Source organism: Phaeobacter sp. CAU 1743, assembly GCF_039839315.1.
GTDB lineage: Bacteria > Pseudomonadota > Alphaproteobacteria > Rhodobacterales > Rhodobacteraceae > Phycobacter > Phycobacter gallaeciensis_A.
On record NZ_JBDOQR010000001.1, the window covers coordinates 151,628 to 166,139 of the forward strand.

Annotated in this window: 11 protein-coding genes; 6 read left to right on the forward strand and 5 right to left on the reverse strand. The window is 62.8% G+C overall.

Translation table 11 applies throughout. The features are described 5' to 3' along the window. Positions 1-12: 12 nt before the first annotated feature. The 3 genes from glpK to panB all read right to left on the reverse strand — a co-directional run bounded on the left by glpK (position 13) and on the right by panB (position 3,275). The gene (glpK, locus tag AAFO90_RS00710; RefSeq protein ID WP_347508163.1) at positions 13-1,503 is read right to left on the reverse strand and encodes a glycerol kinase GlpK; all 1,491 of its coding nucleotides are present in this window, start codon (positions 1,501-1,503) and stop codon (positions 13-15) included. Between the two features lie 69 nt (positions 1,504-1,572). Next, positions 1,573-2,430, reverse strand: a complete 858-nt coding sequence (gene panC, locus AAFO90_RS00715) for a pantoate--beta-alanine ligase (RefSeq protein ID WP_347508164.1) — start codon at positions 2,428-2,430, stop codon at positions 1,573-1,575. 8 nt (positions 2,431-2,438) lie between these two features. After that, a complete protein-coding gene (panB, locus tag AAFO90_RS00720; RefSeq protein WP_347508165.1) occupies positions 2,439-3,275 on the reverse strand; it encodes a 3-methyl-2-oxobutanoate hydroxymethyltransferase in 837 nt (278 codons plus the stop codon). Positions 3,276-3,475: 200 nt separating this feature from the next. Here panB and AAFO90_RS00725 point away from each other — a divergent pair, with 200 nt between their 5' ends. From AAFO90_RS00725 to AAFO90_RS00750, 6 genes are all read left to right on the forward strand, one after another. Continuing rightward, positions 3,476-4,954, forward strand: a complete 1,479-nt coding sequence (locus AAFO90_RS00725) for an ABC transporter substrate-binding protein (RefSeq protein ID WP_347508166.1) — start codon at positions 3,476-3,478, stop codon at positions 4,952-4,954. A 323-nt stretch (positions 4,955-5,277) separates the two neighbouring features. Further along, positions 5,278-6,225 (forward strand): ABC transporter permease, encoded by a 948-nt coding sequence (locus AAFO90_RS00730; RefSeq protein ID WP_065272216.1) that lies wholly within the window; start codon positions 5,278-5,280, stop codon positions 6,223-6,225. After that, complete coding sequence (locus tag AAFO90_RS00735) at positions 6,222-7,037, forward strand: ABC transporter permease (RefSeq protein ID WP_274831628.1); 816 nt, start codon at positions 6,222-6,224, stop codon at positions 7,035-7,037. Before AAFO90_RS00730 ends, AAFO90_RS00735 begins: the two co-directional genes overlap by 4 nt. Positions 7,038-7,176: 139 nt before the next feature. Then, positions 7,177-8,769 (forward strand): dipeptide ABC transporter ATP-binding protein, encoded by a 1,593-nt coding sequence (locus AAFO90_RS00740; protein ID WP_347508167.1) that lies wholly within the window; start codon positions 7,177-7,179, stop codon positions 8,767-8,769. After that, on the forward strand, positions 8,766-9,239 hold the full coding sequence (locus AAFO90_RS00745) for a GNAT family N-acetyltransferase (protein ID WP_347508168.1): 474 nt from the start codon (positions 8,766-8,768) through the stop codon (positions 9,237-9,239). The genes AAFO90_RS00740 and AAFO90_RS00745 overlap by 4 nt, the downstream gene beginning before the upstream one ends. After that, positions 9,232-10,689 carry an aldehyde dehydrogenase family protein gene (locus AAFO90_RS00750; protein WP_347508169.1) on the forward strand — a complete coding sequence of 486 codons (1,458 nt, stop codon included), beginning with the start codon at positions 9,232-9,234 and terminating at the stop codon, positions 10,687-10,689. Before AAFO90_RS00745 ends, AAFO90_RS00750 begins: the two co-directional genes overlap by 8 nt. Before the next feature lie 144 nt (positions 10,690-10,833). Here AAFO90_RS00750 and pncB read toward each other — a convergent pair whose 3' ends face one another. Next, the gene (gene pncB, locus AAFO90_RS00755) at positions 10,834-12,123 is read right to left on the reverse strand and encodes a nicotinate phosphoribosyltransferase (RefSeq protein WP_347508170.1); all 1,290 of its coding nucleotides are present in this window, start codon (positions 12,121-12,123) and stop codon (positions 10,834-10,836) included. Positions 12,124-12,185: 62 nt separating this feature from the next. Further along, complete coding sequence (locus tag AAFO90_RS00760; RefSeq protein ID WP_347508171.1) at positions 12,186-14,456, reverse strand: ATP-binding protein; 2,271 nt, start codon at positions 14,454-14,456, stop codon at positions 12,186-12,188. Positions 14,457-14,512 lie beyond the last annotated feature (56 nt).

The following is a 14,512-nucleotide window of genomic DNA, read 5'->3' on the forward strand; positions in this document are numbered from 1 at the left end:
TGACCCGCAGGATCAGACGCCGATCACCGCCTGCACCGCCCGTTTCCAGCGACCGTAAGCGGCCTCTCTCTGGTCCGCCTCCATCGCGGGTGTGAACTGGCGATCCCGGGCCCAGGTTGCGGCAAAGCCGCTCTGGTCGGGATAAATACCGGCCTTCATGCCCGCCAGCCAGGCCGCGCCCAGCGCCGTGGTTTCCTGCATTACCGGCCGGTCGACCGGGGCCCCGAGGATGTCCGACAGGCTTTGCATGGTCCAGTCGCTGGCGCTCATCCCGCCATCGACGCGCAGGGTGACGCTATCTTCGGCGGCCTCCTGCCAGTCGGCGCGCATCGCCTCCCACAGATCGCGGGTCTGATAGGCGACGCTTTGCAATGCGGCACGGGCGAATTCCGCCGGGCCGGAATTGCGGGTGAGACCAAACATGCCACCACGGCAATCCGGTTCCCAATAGGGCGCGCCGAGGCCAGTGAAGGCCGGCACCAGGATCACGTCCTGCCCGGGGTCTGCCGAGGCTGCCAGACCGCCGGTTTCCTGCGCCGAGCCGATGATGCCCAGCCCGTCGCGCAGCCATTGCACGGCGGCCCCTGCGATGAAAATCGATCCTTCCAGCGCGTAGGTCGGCTTGCCATTCAGCTGGTAGGCGATGGTGGTCAACATGCGGTTGCGGGATTCGACGGGCGTATCGCCGGTATTGAGCAATGCAAAACAACCGGTGCCATAGGTGGATTTCATCATGCCAGGCTGGAAACAGGCCTGACCGATGGTGGCCGCCTGCTGATCCCCCGCCACGCCGAGGATCGAGATTTCAGCGCCGAAATGCTCGGCCGCAGCGATGCCGAAGTCTGCGGCGCAGTCCTTGACCTCGGGCAGCATCTGCATTGGCACATCCAGAACCTCGCAGATCTCGGCGCTCCAGCCACCTTTGCGGATGTCGTACATCAGCGTGCGCGCGGCATTGGTGGCATCGGTCACATGGGCGGCGCCACCGGTCAACCGCCAGATCAGAAAACTGTCCACGGTGCCGAACATCAGCTTGCCCTCGGCCGCGCGACTGCGGGCGCCGGGCACAGTGTCGAGGATCCACTTGACCTTGGTGCCGGAAAAATAGGGATCGAGCAGCAGACCCGTCGTCTTGTGCACCAGATCACCATGCCCGGCCGCGCGCAGCTCTTCGCAGATCGCCGAGGTGCGGCGGTCCTGCCAGACGATGGCCTTGTGGATGGCCTGGCCGGTTTCCCGGTCCCAGACCACCGTGGTTTCGCGCTGGTTGGTGATGCCGATGGCGGTGATATCAGATGCCGAAATGCCCTGTTCCGCGATCACCCGGCGGCAAACCTCCAGCGTGGAGGACCAGATCTCCTCGGGGTCGTGTTCCACCCAGCCAGCCTGCGGGAAATACTGCGGGAACTCCTGCTGCGCGGTATGGGCGACCTGCATCTCCCCGTCGAACAAAATCGCCCGCGTCGAGGTCGTGCCCTGGTCGATCGCCAGAATAAAACTCATCTCCTGCCCTCTCTCCTGTCTTCTGAGGGCAGACTTTAGACGCAAAAGTGTTAGCGCGACCAGACCCGACTAATCACTTAGTTGCGGAACCGCAATATTGTCGATCAGCCGCACCCCATCGAGCCAGGCCGCCACCAGGAGCCGCGCGGGCCGGGTTGGGGTTTGCAGCGGTGCCAGAGTGTCAGCGCAGCGCAGGTCCAGATATTCGACCTCACCAAAACCCGCGGCCTGCAGGGCGGCGCGCGCCTCTGGCTCGATCTGGTCGAAGGTTTCCCCGGCAGCCAGTCGATCCGCGCAGCCCGTCATGGCGGGATAAAGCCGACCGGCCTTCTCCAAAGCCTCCGCCGACAGGCGCATATTGCGCGAGGACATCGCCAGACCAGAAGCTTCGCGGACAGTGGGGCAGCCGACCACTTCGATCGGGATATCGAGATCCCGCGCCATGCGGCGCACCACCATCAACTGCTGAAAATCCTTTTCGCCGAAAAACGCCTTGTGGGCGCCGGTCTGCAGGAACAGCTTGGCCACGACGGTGGCGACACCGTCGAAATGGCCGGGGCGGAAGGTGCCCTCCAGAACGTCTGTGATGCCTTCGACCGAGACCGAGGTGGCATAGCCATCGGGATAGATCTGATCGGGGTCCGGTACATAGACCACGTCGACATCGAACGGCGCGAGTTTTTCCGCATCCGCCTGTTCGGTACGGGGGTATTTGGCCAGATCCTCGGGGCTGTTGAATTGCCTCGGGTTCACGAAAATGGTCACGATCACCCGGTCACAGGCAGCCTTGGCCGCCTCGACCAGCGACAGGTGACCGGCGTGCAAGGCGCCCATCGTGGGCACTACACCGACGAGTTCACCAGCGCGGATCCAGGTGGCATGTTGTTCGCGCAGATCCGCAAGGCGGCGCAGAATAGGAGCAGTCATCGTATTGGTCAGTCCTTCTTGGCGTCGGGCGCCGCATCCGCGAAAACATGTTCAACCGCCGGGAAGCTACGGCTGCGCACCTCGGTCGCGTATTCCTTGATCGCGGCCTCGGCCATGGGGCCAAGATCAGCATAGCGTTTGACAAACTTCGGTTTGAAGGCGGCGAACATGCCCAGCATGTCATCCAGTACCAGAACCTGCCCGTCACAGCCCGCCGAGGCGCCGATACCAATGGTCGGAATGACGATCTCTGCGGTGATCTGATCGGCCAGGACCTGCGGCACCTTTTCCAGCACCACGGCAAAGGCGCCAGCGTCGGTCACGGCGTGGGCATCGGCAATCACCGCCTCTGCCTGCTCATCGCGGCCCTGCACCTTGTAACCGCCCAGCGTGTTGATCGACTGCGGCGTCAGACCGATATGCGCCATCACCGGGATGCCGCGTTTGACAAGAAACCGGATGGTCTCGGCCATCTCGACCCCGCCTTCCAGCTTGACCGCGCCAGCACCGGTTTCGCGCATCAGCCGCGCCGCATTGCCAAAGGCCTGTGCCGGGCCCTCCTCGTAGCTGCCAAAAGGCATGTCGATCACCATCAGCGCCCGTTTCAGCCCCCGCGCCACCGCCTGACCGTGCAGGATCATCATCTCCATGGTGACGCCCAGAGTCGAGGGCAGCCCATGCAGCACCATGCCGACACTATCCCCCATCAGAACGAAATCGCATGTGTCATCCATCAGCCCGGCCATCGGGGTGGTATAGGCTGTCAGGCTGACGATGGGATCCTGGCCCTTTCGGGCGCGGATATCTTCGGCCGTGATGGCCTTGGTCTGGAGGTTCGCGCTCATCTTCTTCCCACGTTGGTTTTGGGTTGCGGAGGGGTATCATTTCGCACCCGCAGCATCCAGTGCGCGAAATGTCTCCCCCCTTGTCTCTTTCTGCCGCAACGCCAAAACGCGACAGGCTCTTGATTAACACTGCAAAATCAGGACAGACTTCTGGCAAGCCCGCCAACAAGGGCGTGTTTCCAACATCAGGGAGTTTCAAAGTGACATTCAGATCCATCCTCTTTGCCGCCGGTTCCGCGCTGGCGCTGAGCACCGCAGCCGCCTGGGCCAAAGACAGCGTCACCATCGGTCTGCAGCTGGAACCGCCGCATCTGGACCCGACCAGCGCCGCTGCCGGGGCCATCGATCAGGTCCTCTACTCCAACGTCTTCGAAGGTCTGACCCGCTTCATGGGGGATGGCTCGGTTGTGCCCGGTCTCGCCAAAAGCTGGGACATTTCCGAGGACGGTCTGACCTATACATTCCACCTGCACGACGGCGTCACCTTCCATGACGGCACCACCATGGACGCCGAAGACGTGAAATTCAGCCTGGACCGCGCCCGCGCCGAAGACAGCACAAATGCGCAAAAGGCACTGTTCTCGGACATCGCAGATGTCACCGTGGTTGATCCGATGACCGTCAAAGTCACGCTGAGCCAGCCTAACGGCAGCCTGCTGTTCAATCTGGCCTGGGGCGATGCCGTGATCGTGGCGCCGGAAAGCATCGAGGACATCAAGACCGCGCCGATGGGCACCGGTGCCTTCAAATTCGCAGGCTGGGTGCAGGGCGACCGCATCGATCTGGAAAAGAACGCCGATTACTGGGGCACCCCCGCGAAACTGGACAAGGCCACCTTCAAGTTCATCTCGGATCCCACCGCCGCCTTTGCAGCCGTGATGGCCGAGGATGTGGATGCTTTTTCCGGCTTCCCCGCGCCCGAGAACCTGCCGCAGTTCGACGCCGATCCGCGGTTCCAGGTTCTGGTCGGGTCGACCGAGGGGGAAACCATCCTGTCGACCAACAACAAACAGGCGCCCTTTGACAATGTGAAGGTGCGCGAGGCGCTGGCCCATGCCATCGACCGTCAGGCCATCATCGATGGCGCCATGTTCGGCTATGGCACTCCGATCGGCACCCATTTTGCGCCGCACAACCCGGCCTATGTGGATCTGACCGGTCAGTCCGCCTTTGATCCGGAAAAGGCCAAGGCGCTGCTGGCCGAGGCCGGTCTGCCGGACGGATTTGAAACCACCCTGCACCTGCCGCCGCCCTCTTATGCCCGCCGTGGCGGTGAGATCATCGCCGCCCAGCTGGCAAATGTCGGCATCAAGGCCGAGATCATCAACGTAGAATGGGCGCAGTGGCTGGAAACCGTCTTCCGCGGCAAGAACTTTGGCCTGACCATCGTCAGCCACACCGAGCCGATGGACATCGGGATCTATGCCCGCCCGGAATACTACTTCCAGTATGACAATCCGGACTTCCAGCAGCTGATGACCGACCTGAACGGCACCACCGATCCCGATCAGCGGACCGCGATGCTGCAGCAGGCGCAACAGATCATCGCCGACGACTACGTCAACGGCTACCTGTTCCAGCTGGCTTCTCTCAGCGTGGCAAAGGCTGATCTTCAGGGTCTTTGGGCCAATGCGCCGACACAGGCGACCGACCTGACTGCTGTCAGCTGGGCCGAATAAGCCCTGCCAATCTCCCCCAACAAAGGGCGCGCTGCGGCGCGCCCTTTTTCATGCCCGCACCGTACTTTCACCTCTCCGTCGGCCAGCGGCTCGGACCAGACGGATTCGCATATCGCATCGTGAATGCCCTGAAGAAAAATGGCTTTGATGTCTGCTGCTTAGCTCGGATTCCGCACGCTTCACGACGGCTGCGCGTTAGCCGCACAAAAGATGACCGAAATGGCGATTTTTCACGGCCAGATCACAAAAATAATAGCGCCAGTTTCACCCTCTGCGCTGCTTGCTCTGGACCGATCCCTCTGCTGATTCTAGCCTGTGTCACAATGATACAATATTCTTTCAAACGACTGCTTTCGCTGTGCCTCAGTCTGGCTGTGGCCTCTATCGTGATCTTCGCGGTGATCGAAATCGCGCCCGGCGATCCGGCGTCCTTCATGCTGGGCATCAACGCCCAGCCTGACACCGTTGCGGCCCTGCGCAGTGAGCTGGGCCTCGATGAATCGAAGCTGCACCGCTACCTGACCTGGATCGGCGGCATGCTGACCGGAGATTTCGGCACATCTTATACCTACCGCACACCGGTGGCCGAGATGATCGCCGACCGACTGTGGGTATCGCTGCCGCTGGCGCTTTATGCGCTGGCGCTGTCGACGCTGATCGCCTTTCCCGCCGGGATCTATGCTGCTGCACGGCGTGGGAAACCCGGAGACATGGCGGTGATGGGCGCAACCCAGCTGGGCGTCGCCATTCCGAACTTCTGGTTTGCGATGCTGCTTGTGCTTGTCTTTGCCATCAACCTGCGCTGGTTCAGCGCCGGGGGCTTTGGCGGCTGGGAAAACGGCATCTGGGCCGGGATGAAATCCCTGACCCTGCCCGCCATCGCGTTGGCCCTGCCGCAGGCGGCGATTTTGGCGCGGGTGATGCGGTCTGCCCTGCTGGATATTCTGGGGGAGGACTTCATGCGCACCGCTCGTGCCAAGGGTCTGACCCGCAGGCAGGCGCTGTGGCGGCATGGGCTGCGCAACGCGATGATCCCGGTGCTGACCATCATCGGTCTGCAGTTTTCCTTTCTGCTGGCCGGGGCGATCATCATCGAACAGGTGTTCTACCTGCCCGGCCTTGGACGGCTGGTGTTTCAGGCGATTTCCTCGCGCGATCTGATCGTGGTGGAATCGGTGGTGATGCTTCTGGTCTTTGCCGTGATCACCGTGAACTTTCTGGTCGATCTGGCCTATGCGCTGGTCGATCCCCGGCTGAGGAGCCGCACATGAGCCGCAGTCTGATCCTTGGCATATTCCTGTCCTCGCTGGTGGTTCTGGCGGCGTTGCTGTCCTTTGTCTGGACGCCCTTTGACCACACGGCGATGGCCATCCCGGACAAGTTGCAGCGGCCGAACGCCGTGCACTGGCTGGGTACCGATCACTTCGGACGCGACATCTTTTCGATGATCATGGTGGGCGCGCGCACCTCGCTGGCGGTGGCGCTGGTGGCCGTCGGTATCGGCATGGCCATCGGCATTCCGCTGGGGCTGACGGCGGCGGCGCGCAAGGGCTCTGTTCTGGACGAGCTGATCATGCGCGGCAATGATCTGGTCTTTGCCTTTCCGTCGCTGGTGATCGCGATCCTGATCACCGCCATCTTTGGACCTGGCGCCATCAACGCAATCATCGCCATTGGCATTTTCAACATCCCGGTCTTCGCCCGCATCACACGGGGGGCGGCCCTGTCGCTCTGGCAACGGGAGTTCATTCTCGCGGCGCAGGTCGCGGGCAAGGGCGCAGCGCGGATTTCAGCCGAGCATATCCTGCCCAACGTGGCGAACCTGCTGATCGTGCAGGGCACCATCCAGTTCAGCCTTGGCATTCTGGCCGAAGCGGGCCTCAGCTATGTCGGCCTTGGCGCGCAGCCGCCGACCCCCAGTTGGGGACGCATGCTGGCGGATGCGCAGACCATGGTCAGCTTTGCCCCGCATCTGGCCATCATTCCCGGATCGGCCATCGTGCTGACCGTACTTGGCCTCAACCTGATGGGCGACGGGCTGCGCGACTGGCTGGACCCCAAACTGCGGGAGGCCCGCACATGACACCGCTTTCCCACATCTCCGCAATGGCCATGTGCCCGGCACAGCCGGGCCGCGCCCGCCCCTCCCCCCGGGAGGGCGCATTGCGCCCATCCAGGCTCGGGCGCTCCCCTTGGTGTGATCTTATGGAAGGACGCCAGACGTGAGCCTGCTGAATATCACCGACCTGTCGCTCTCCATCGGCAGCCATCCGATCCTGAAGAACGTGACCCTTTCGGTCGCTGCCGGAGAGATCGTCGCCGTCACCGGCGAAAGCGGCTCCGGCAAATCCATGACCGCCTTTTCCGTCATGCAACTGCTGACCGAGAGGACCACAATCCAGGGGCAGATCCTGCTGGAAGACACCGATCTGACCCGGCAAAGCGAAGCGCAGATGTGCTCCCTACGCGGTCAATCTATTGGCATGGTCTTTCAGGAGCCTATGACCGCGCTCAACCCGGTCAGGACGATTGGCGATCAGGTGATGGAGACCATCCTGATCCACGGCGCCATGACGAAACAAGAGGCCGAACAACGCGCCCGCGACATGCTCGACCGGGTCGGCCTGCCTGCGGAGCGCTTCCCGCTCAGCCGCTTCCCGCACGAGCTGTCCGGTGGTCAGCGCCAGCGGGTCGTCATCGCCATGGCCATCGCCCTGCGCCCGAAACTGCTGATCGCGGATGAACCGACAACTGCGCTGGACGTGACCACCCAGGCCCAGATCCTCGACCTGCTGAAGGATCTGGTGCAGGAATTCGGCATGGGGCTGCTGATCATCACCCATGATCTGGCCGTGGTGGCGGATCTGGCCGACCGGATCGTCGTCATGCGCCACGGCGAAGTGGTCGAAACCGGGGAAACCGATTGGCTGCTGCACAACATGAGCCACCCCTATACGCGGATGCTCTTCGCCGCCTCCTCGCATCAGGTCACCCTGCCAAAGGCCCCGGAGCCGAAACCGCTGCTGGAGGTCAAGGGCGCCGTACGTGACTACCGCCTGCCGCGCAAATCACCCTTTGTCCCGCAGCAGCATTTCCGCGCCGTGAACGAGGTCACCTTTACCCTCAACCGCGGCGAGCGGCTGGGCCTTGTCGGCGAGTCAGGCTGCGGGAAATCGACCCTGACACGGGCAATTCTGGGGCTGGAGCCACTTCAGAGTGGTGAAATCCTGCTTGATGGGAAACCGATTTCGACCGGCCACGCGGCCGAGGCGCGCCGCAAGATGCAGGTGGTGTTTCAGGATCCCTTTGGCAGCTTCAACCCGCGTCACCGGGTCGACCGGCTGATCACCGAACCCTTCTACAGCCAGCCCGATGCCCCCACCGGCAGCGCCCGCACCGATCTGATCGCGGAGACCCTGACCGCCGTCGGCCTGGGGCCGCAGGATGCGAACAAATACATTCACCAGTTCTCCGGCGGTCAGCGCCAGCGCATCGCCATTGCCCGCGCTCTGATCACCCGGCCCGAGCTGATCCTGTTCGACGAAGCGGTTTCGGCCCTTGATGTCTCTGTCCGTGCGCAGATCCTCGACCTGCTGGCCGAACTGTGTGAGGCCTATGAGCTCACCTACCTGTTTATCAGTCACGATCTTTCGGTGGTGCGCACAATCACCGATCGCTGCCTGGTGATGCAGAAAGGCCAGATCGTCGAGGAAGGCGCCACCGAAGAGGTGCTGTCGGCGCCCCGGCATCCCTATACGCAGGCCCTGATCGCCGCCGCCCCTGTTCTGCCCGATCTGACGCAGGGAGCGGCATGAGCCTGACACTGTCCCTGATTCTGCCAAAGGAGCATGCGGTTCTGACCAGCGTTCTGGCGGGGTATTTCGAAGAAACCGCAAGCCAGGCCCGGATCGATCCGGGCGACCGGGCACGGCAGATGCTGCACCGCAAGGATGTCACCGCCTTCTGGGTGCTGAATGCCGGGAAACGCATCGGCTTTGCGCTGGTTCTGAACCTGCCCGACGACCGGCGCGAGCTGTCGGAGTTTTCGATCTTTGCCCCCCATCGCCGCCATGGATTTGGCCGGGCAGCGGCAGAGATCCTGTTTCAGGAGTTTCCGGGGCGCTGGCGGATGGGCATTTCGGCCCAGTCCCCGTCGGCACTGGCTTTCTGGGGCACCTGTCTGAGCGTCCTGCCCGGGGTTACCGAGCTGCGCGAGGGCGCACCCTTTACCGAGTTGCAAAGCAAAAGCTATTCCTTCCAGATTACAGGACCCACTCATGACTGAAAAAAACAATATCTGGTTCGATCCCAGTTTCTGCCTGATCGGCGGCAGCTGGCAGGCCTCGGCAAGCGGGGAGACCCTGCCGTTGATCAATCCGTCGAACGGCTACGAACTGTGCCGGATCGCCCGTGGCGGCGCCGAGGACATCGACGCCGCCGTGCGGGCCGCCGAAGCGGCGCTAGACAGCGGTTGGGGCCAGATGCCCGCATTGGAGCGTGGCCGTATCCTGTGCCGCATCGGCCAGCTGGTGCTGGAGCGGGTGGATGAGCTGGCCGCGCTAGAAGCGATGGACGTCGGCAAGCCGCTGACCCAGGCCCGCGCCGACGCGGTGGCGCTGGCGCGCTATTGCGAATTCTACGGCGGCGCTGCGGACAAGGTGCACGGGGAGACCATTCCCTATCTGGACGGCTACACCGTCTATACCCTGCGCGAACCGCATGGGGTCACCGGCCATATCGTACCCTGGAACTATCCGATGCAGATTATCGGCCGCTCGGTTGGCGCAGCGCTGGCGATGGGCAATGCCTGCGTTCTGAAACCGGCCGAGGAAGCCTGCCTGACCGCGCTGGCCTTTGCCCAGCTGGCGCTGGATGCGGGCCTGCCGGACGGGGCGCTGAACGTGGTGCCGGGGCTGGGCGCCGAGGCGGGCGCGGCCCTCACCGCGCATCCCGGCGTGCATCACATCTCTTTCACCGGCTCGGTGGCGACCGGCGCCCTGGTACAGCAGGCCGCAGGCAAGAACGTGGTGCCGGTGACGCTGGAGCTTGGCGGGAAATCCCCGCAGCTGGTGTTTGACGATGCCGATCTGGATGCAGCGTTGCCGTTTCTGGTCAACGCGGGCATTCAGAACGCCGGCCAGACCTGTTCTGCCTCCTCGCGCATTCTGGTGCAGCGCGGCGTCTATGAAGAGGTCAAGACCCGCATGTCCGCCGCCTATGCAGAGCTGACCGTTGGCCCCGCCCCCGAAGACCTGCGTCTGGGGCCGCTGATCTCGGCCCGGCAGAAGGAAATCGTCGAAGGCTTCCTGGCCAAGGGCGCGGATCTGACCGTGGCCGCGCAGGGGGTTATCGTTGACGGCGCGCCCGAGGACGGTGCCTATGTGCGCCCGGCCCTGTTTGCCGATGTGCCCGCCGATCACGCGATGGCGCGGGAGGAAATCTTTGGCCCGGTGCAGGTGATGATCCCCTTTGACACCGAAGAGGAAGCCGTAGAGATCGCAAATTCCACCGACTACGGCCTCGTGGCCAGCGTCTGGAGCAGCGATGGCGCCCGCCAGATGCGGCTGGCCAAGAAGCTGCGCGCGGGTCAGGTCTTCCTCAACAACTATGGTGCCGGGGGCGGTGTTGAGCTGCCCTTTGGCGGTGTCGGCAAATCCGGCCATGGCCGAGAGAAAGGCTTTGAAGCGCTTTATGGTTTCTCCCAGCTGAAAACCGTCGCTGCCTATCACGGCTGACACAGCCCAACTGAAGAGGTCTTGCGCTGCGCTTTGCGCATCGCGAGGCCGCAGGCCGCGCCTTCGGCGCGGCCTGCGGGGCCCAAGGGGAAGACTTGCATGTTCCATGCGAGCCTTCCGCGCGGGAGCCCCCCTGAAAACGCTTCAGACGATCACGTCGATCCGTTCCTGCTCCCCGACACCGAAAACGCGCTTGTAGCGGGCAACTTCATCCGCGGGGCCCATCGCCTTTTCGGGATTGTCCGACAGCTTCACCGTGGGGCGGCCATTGGCGCTGACCGCCTTGCACACCAGCGAGAACGGCGCCAACGCGTCATCCGGCACCAGCCCGCGGAAATCATTGGTCAGCAAGGTGCCCCAGCCGAAGGACACCTTGACCCGGCCCGCGAACTGCCCGTGCAGCTCGGCGATCTTGTCCACGTCGAGCCCATCCGAGAAGATCACCCGTTTCTGTTTCGGATCCTCTCCGCGGTCCTGCCACCATTTGATCGCGACCTCGGCGCCCGCAGCGGGATCGCCGCTGTCGATGCGGATCCCGGTCCAGCCTGCCAGCCAGTCCGGCGCGTGCTCCAGAAAGCCCTTGGTGCCATAGGTGTCGGGCAGGATGATGCGCAGGTTGCCGTCGTGTTCATCGTGCCAATCCGACAGCACATCATAGGGCGCGCGGGCCAGTTCCTCATCCGTTTCGGCGAGGGCGGAATAGACCATCGGCAGCTCATGCGCATTGGTGCCGATCGCCTCGACCTCGCGACGCATGGCGATGAGGCAATTGGAGGTCCCGGTGAACTTCGGTCCCAACCCCTCCATCATCGCCTGCACGCACCAGTCCTGCCACAGGAAGCCGTGCCGCCGCCGGGTGCCGAAATCGGCAATCGACAGCCCGTCGATCTTGCGCAGGGCTTCGATCTTTTCCCAGACACGGGTCATGGCGCGGGCATAGAGGATCTGCAATTCGAACCGGCCCATGTCGTTCAGCACCGCGCGCGAGCGCAGCTCCATCAGCACCGCCAACGCCGGGATCTCCCACAGCATGACCTCGTGCCATTTGCCTTCGAACGTCAGCTCGTACTGATCGCCTTTGCGCTCCAGATGATAGGGCGGCAGGCGCAGGCCTTCGAACCACTCCATGAAATCGGGGCGGAACATCTGGCGTTTGCCGTAGAAGGTATTGCCGCGCAGGAAGGTGCTCTCGCCGCGCGACAGCGACAGCGACCGGATGTGATCCAGCTGTTCGCGCAATTCGCCCTCGTCAATGAGCCGGGCCAGCGGCACCTGTGACGACCGGTTGATCAGCGAAAAGGTGACCTGAGTGTCCGGCTTGCTGCGGAACACAGACTGGCACATGAGCAGCTTGTAAAAATCAGTATCAATCAATGACCGGATGATCGGATCGATCTTCCATTTGTGATTGTAGACGCGGGTTGCAATATCCACCGGCGGCCTCGCTCCGTTGTTTCACAACGTGATAGGGCAGGCCCAGGCCCGGAGCAAGGAAATCAGCCCGCGCGCAGGCTGTGTCTGTGGCCCCCATGGGACAGGAGGACGTCGATCAATTGCTTGCGGTTGATCGGTTTGGTGAGGAATTCCTCCATCCCCGCCGCCAGGCAATCGGCCTTGTCGGTGTCAAAGGCGTTGGCCGTCAGCGCGATGATCACCGGCTGGCGGATCTGCAACGCCCGGATCGCGCGGGTGGCCTCGAGCCCATCCATCACCGGCATACTCATATCCATCAGGATGATATCGGGTTGAAAGGACTGGGTCAGTTCCAGCGCTCTGGCGCCATCCTCGGCCAGTTCGATCTGCACCGGGAAATCCTTGAGGAACTTCTGCACCAGGATCTGATTGACCTTGTTGTCCTCGGCCACCAGAAGACGCAGCCCTTGCAGCGCGGCAGGCACCTCTTCGTCAACAACAGAGGCGCCGCAGGCCTGCTGGGCAGCGGCGGCGGGATCTTTCGCCTCCCGGAAGGGCAGGCGCACAGTGAAACAGGATCCCTGCCCCGGCTCCGATGCGACGGTGATCTCCCCGCCCATGGCCACCGCCAGACGGCGCGAGATGGCAAGCCCCAGACCGGTGCCACCAAAGCGGCGGCTGATGGCGGCGTCAGCCTGGGAAAACCGTTCGAAAATCTTGCTCAGCATGTCCTTGCTGATCCCGATCCCGGTATCGGCGACATGGATGGTCACATCCCGGCCGGTATCACTGTTCTCCGCCAGCAGCGTGACCTTGACCTGACCGGTCTCGGTGAACTTGATGGCGTTGCCGATGAGGTTCGTCAGGATCTGGCCGAGCTTGCGGTCATCACCGTTCAGCAATGCCGGGACAGTGTCCTCGCATTCAAAGACCAGCTTCAACCCCTTGGCATCGGCCTGCGACTTCAGCAGGCGCAGGGTGTTTTCGCAGCAGCGGCGGGCATTGAAGTCCACCGCATCAAGAGACACCTCGCCCGAATTCAGCTTGGACAGATCAAGGACATCATTGATCAGATCCAGCAGCGTCCGGGCCGAGCTGAGGATCGTGTCGGCATAGAGTTTCTGGTCTTCGTCCAGGTCGGTGTCTTCAAGAAGCTGCGCCATGCCGATCACCCCGTTCATGGGGGTGCGGATTTCGTGGCTCATGGTGGCCAGGAATTCGGATTTCGCCCGCGCGCCTTCCTCGGCGGCGAGACGGGCCTGCTCCAGCTTGGCGGCGTATTCCTTGGACTCGGTGATGTCGCGCTCCACCGCGATATAGGTGGTGACGGCGCCCGTATCGTCCCGCATCGGCACCTGATTGGTTTCCAGCCAGAGCGTTTTCCCGTCCCGCCTCTGGTTCAGCACCTGCACGCGGAAAGGTTCCTCTCTCTTGCGCCCTTCGACAATGACGTCAAGGCTTGCCGGGTCGGTGTCCGGGTGGTTCAGCAGATCGCCGGGCTGACGGCCGATCGCCTCTTCCGCGCGCCATCCCGTGATCCGGGTGAAGGCATCGTTGACCCAGATGATATTGCCCGTCTTGTCCATCAGCATGACGCTGTCATTGGCGTGCCGGGCCACCAGCGCCAGCCGCTGGGTCTCAATCTGCTGCGCATAAAGACGCTGATATGCGGTCTCGAGTTCCTGCCGTTGCAGGGCCTGGGCCAGCAGGCTGCTACGAGTTCGGTGGAAACCACGTGTGGTAAAGGTCAGCAGCCAAATCAACGAGCCAAAGAAGACCAACAGACCGGCGAAATGAAGCTGCGTGTCCGTGCTGCTGCCGCGCAGCACCGGCCCCCGCACGATAAGTATAAGGATAGGCGTCGCCGTATAGATCGCCAGACGGAAGAACACCGCGATCCGGTGGAAGGGAAACAGTAAGCCTGCGTTAATCGCCGCACTGGTCAGCAGGGCAATGGAAAACAGCTGGTCATGCCGTTCCGAAAACTCCGGCGACCCTGCATCCACATAAACGGACCAGAGCGGCGCCGTGGCAGCGATGGCAACGCCAATCCCGTGAAGGGCTGCGGTCGCGGAACTGACGCTCCGCACCCGTTTTTCAGCGGCGGCATCCCGGCGCAGGCGATTGCGGGCCTGATGCAGATACCAGCAGTCCAAAAGGTCGGGGAGCATCGACGCCAGAAAGCTGAGAAGAGCGACAACAGGCAAGATGAGATAGGCCAGCGCAAGGGACACCAGCACCGCAAACACAAGGCGCGACTTGAAACCCTTGATGCGCCCTCTGGAATAGCGATCAAACAAGCCGGCCGAGCTATACTTCTGGTAGTGGCTTGTCAGCGGTCCATTACCAGACATGCGCTGCTCATTCATCGTCTATCCTTGCGCGTGTCAATCCGCTCTTTGAATTAACG